The sequence below is a fragment of the Streptomyces sp. NPDC016845 genome (assembly GCF_044332585.1).
Lineage (GTDB): Bacteria > Actinomycetota > Actinomycetes > Streptomycetales > Streptomycetaceae > Streptomyces.
Genome location: NZ_JBIRPI010000068.1, coordinates 1 through 2,382 on the forward strand (window position 1 = coordinate 1; position 2,382 = coordinate 2,382).

Here is a 2,382-nt window from a genome sequence, read left to right on the forward strand (position 1 = left end):
GGCCGTGGGTCGGTGCGAGGAAACCTGCTCCCCTGTTGTCTGGGGTGAAAGGCCGGTGGTGTAGCGGAGCGGAGCCGCCTGCCGGAACCGAGCCTGGGGGCCTGATTCCGGCAGTGTGTCAAACATGTCTCTCGGCTGACTTCTGCTCCAGAATGGGAGTACTGGTCCCGTCATTTACCGGAATTCCGGGCGGGGTATTTCTCCGCCCGGAATTTTCACGGGGTCAGAATACTCGGAAGCCGCCGCGTTCGGCGTTGTACTTCAGGAAGTCCAGCCATTCGTTCCACCAGGGGAATTCGGTCAGGGTTTCTTCTTTGTCCTTGTCCTCGGCTTTGTCCCAGGCGGTGAGGGCGTCGGTGATCTCGCGTTCGGTGACGAGCCATCCGTCGTTGCTGGTGAGCTTGTAGGAGGCGATGCCCTTCACTTCGGGGTCGAAGTCCGTTGCTGCCTGGACTGCTTGGAGGTAGGTGCGCTCGTCCTCGGTCAGCCGCTGTCGGGCGGCGTGGCGTTCGGGTCCTGCGGGGTGGTGGTTGGGGTCGTCGGGGTAGTCGGTGAGGCCGTAGGCGTCCACTTGTGGCCAGTTGGGGAAGGGGGTGGGGGTGAGCATGTCCAGGGCGGTCATGAGTTGGCGGGCGGTGCCCATGCCCCAGATGTTGAGTCGGAAGTACAGGCCGGTGCGGGCCTTGTCGTAGGTGTTCCAGGCGGCGTCGAGCTGGTCCTCCAGGGCGATGGCGGCGGTGCTGGTGGCGTTGGCGTACTGGCAGCGCAAGTCTTCGACCTGGTCGGCGGCGGCGCGGATGGCGGCGGCCTGCTGCTTGTCGGGGTCGGTCGCGCTGTACATGTCGTAGCCCATGAGGCTCCTTCAACGTGGGGGGCTGGTCTTGGGTGGGGCGGGGAAGGCTGCTCCCCCGCCCCGTGGGGCGTGCTGGGTCAGGCGCGGATGTGGTCGTAGGTGTCGTGGTCGAGGAGGTGACCGGACTGGTCGCCGTGGAACTCCGCGAGGCGGATCGCGCCGCGTTCGTGGTCCCACAGGGTGTGCGGGGTGGCGTATGCGGCGACGTTGGGGAAGAAGTCGAGAATGGCTTTGGCTGCGTTCTCGACGGCTTCCTCGTAGGTGCATCCGTCGGTGACGACAACGAATTTGTTGTCGGTGATCTGGGTCATGTAGTCGAGCCAGTCACAGACGAACGTGTACGTGCTTTTGCTGAGGGGCACGGTTCAGATCTCGGTGGGGAGCTTGATCGTGATGACCGGCTCGCCCCGGTCGCCGGGGCCGATCTCGGCGACCAGGCGCGCGAGGCGGGGGGTGCTGGAGTGACCGTCGCGCTTGATGCGGTGCAGGGTGACGTGGGCCTGGAGGCCCTTGCTGCGGGCGATGGACAGGCGGGCCAGCATCAGGACGTCCCACAGGCGGCCGGTCTCGTCCTGCACGGTGCGCTGCTTCTGGTCGTCCGCCTCGCTCCAGGCCACACAGTCCTCCCACGCGGCCTTGGTCAGGGCGACCGGGACGCGGAACCCGGCCTCCCGGCACAGGGCACGCGGGGCGTCGACGAGCTCGCCCTCCTCGATCGCGCGGGTGCGGGCGGTGCGCTGGGCGGGGATCCGCGGGATACCCGCGGTGAGGTACTGCTCCACCAGGTGGGCGGCCTCGTCCTTCGTGAGGCCGAGGGTGTTGCCTTCCAGGTCTGCGCCGCCGGTGAACAGGGCGTGCCCGTAGTAGCCCTGGTGCAGCGGACGGTACAGCGAGTACAGGTGCGTGGCGCCCGGGTTCATGGCCGCCTGATTGATCATGCCCTCGTCGTCCAGCCACATGGTCAGGGTCTCGGTGATCTGGACGGCGTCGACGTGGTCGCAGTTGCAGGCCGCGTACAGGATCTTCAGCTGGTCGTCGTCGCTGGCGGGCCAGTCCAGCAGGGTGAACTGGCCGTCGGTGCGGACGAGCAGCGCAAAGCCCGGGGTGGTACGGGTGTTGGACATGGTTCTCCCTGAACTTGGGTGTGGGTTTTCGGTGTTGAGGGTCTTGCCACAGAACCTCTCAACAAGACAAGAATACAGCATTCGCGTAATATCCAGGGGTGTTTCTGGAGACGTCAACGGCGCGTTTTCCCAGGCAGGCGGCCCGGTGGGGGCGCAGCGCGGGGCGTGTTGGGGCCCCTCGGCGCGGTGCGCCGAGGGCAAGGAGTGGGGCTGCGCGGAGCGAGCGAGCGGGGCGCGGAGCGGCCCGGGAGTGTCAGCCGCACTCCGCAGCGCGTGAGAGCGCGGAGCGCTCGGTCCGGCCGGGCGCGGAGCGGCCGGCCGGCACGCGGCCAGGGTGGTGCAGCGCGGAGCGCGGCACCCACCCTCCGGCCCGGGCCGGGCGACCCCCCCACCCGGCCGCCGAGC

General features: G+C 68.0%; 3 protein-coding genes. All 3 read right to left on the reverse strand.

The annotated features are described in order from the left end of the window. Positions 1-223 precede the first annotated feature (223 nt). On the reverse strand, positions 224-853 hold the full coding sequence (locus tag ACH4RC_RS42425) for a hypothetical protein (protein WP_398210490.1): 630 nt from the start codon (positions 851-853) through the stop codon (positions 224-226). Positions 854-930: 77 nt separating this feature from the next. Continuing rightward, entirely contained in the window at positions 931-1,215 is a 285-nt protein-coding gene (locus tag ACH4RC_RS42430; protein ID WP_398210492.1) for a hypothetical protein, read from the reverse strand. 3 nt (positions 1,216-1,218) lie between these two features. Beyond that, entirely contained in the window at positions 1,219-1,977 is a 759-nt protein-coding gene (locus ACH4RC_RS42435; RefSeq protein WP_398210493.1) for a DUF6573 family protein, read from the reverse strand. Positions 1,978-2,382: the final 405 nt, after the last annotated feature.

What these genes read in the sequence shown, in the direction of transcription:
- ACH4RC_RS42425 (WP_398210490.1), bottom strand. Translation starts at nt 853, where the DNA reads ATGGGCTACGACATGTACAGCGCGACCGACCCCGACAAGCAGCAGGCC.
- ACH4RC_RS42435 (WP_398210493.1), bottom strand. Translation starts at nt 1,977, where the DNA reads ATGTCCAACACCCGTACCACCCCGGGCTTTGCGCTGCTCGTCCGCACC.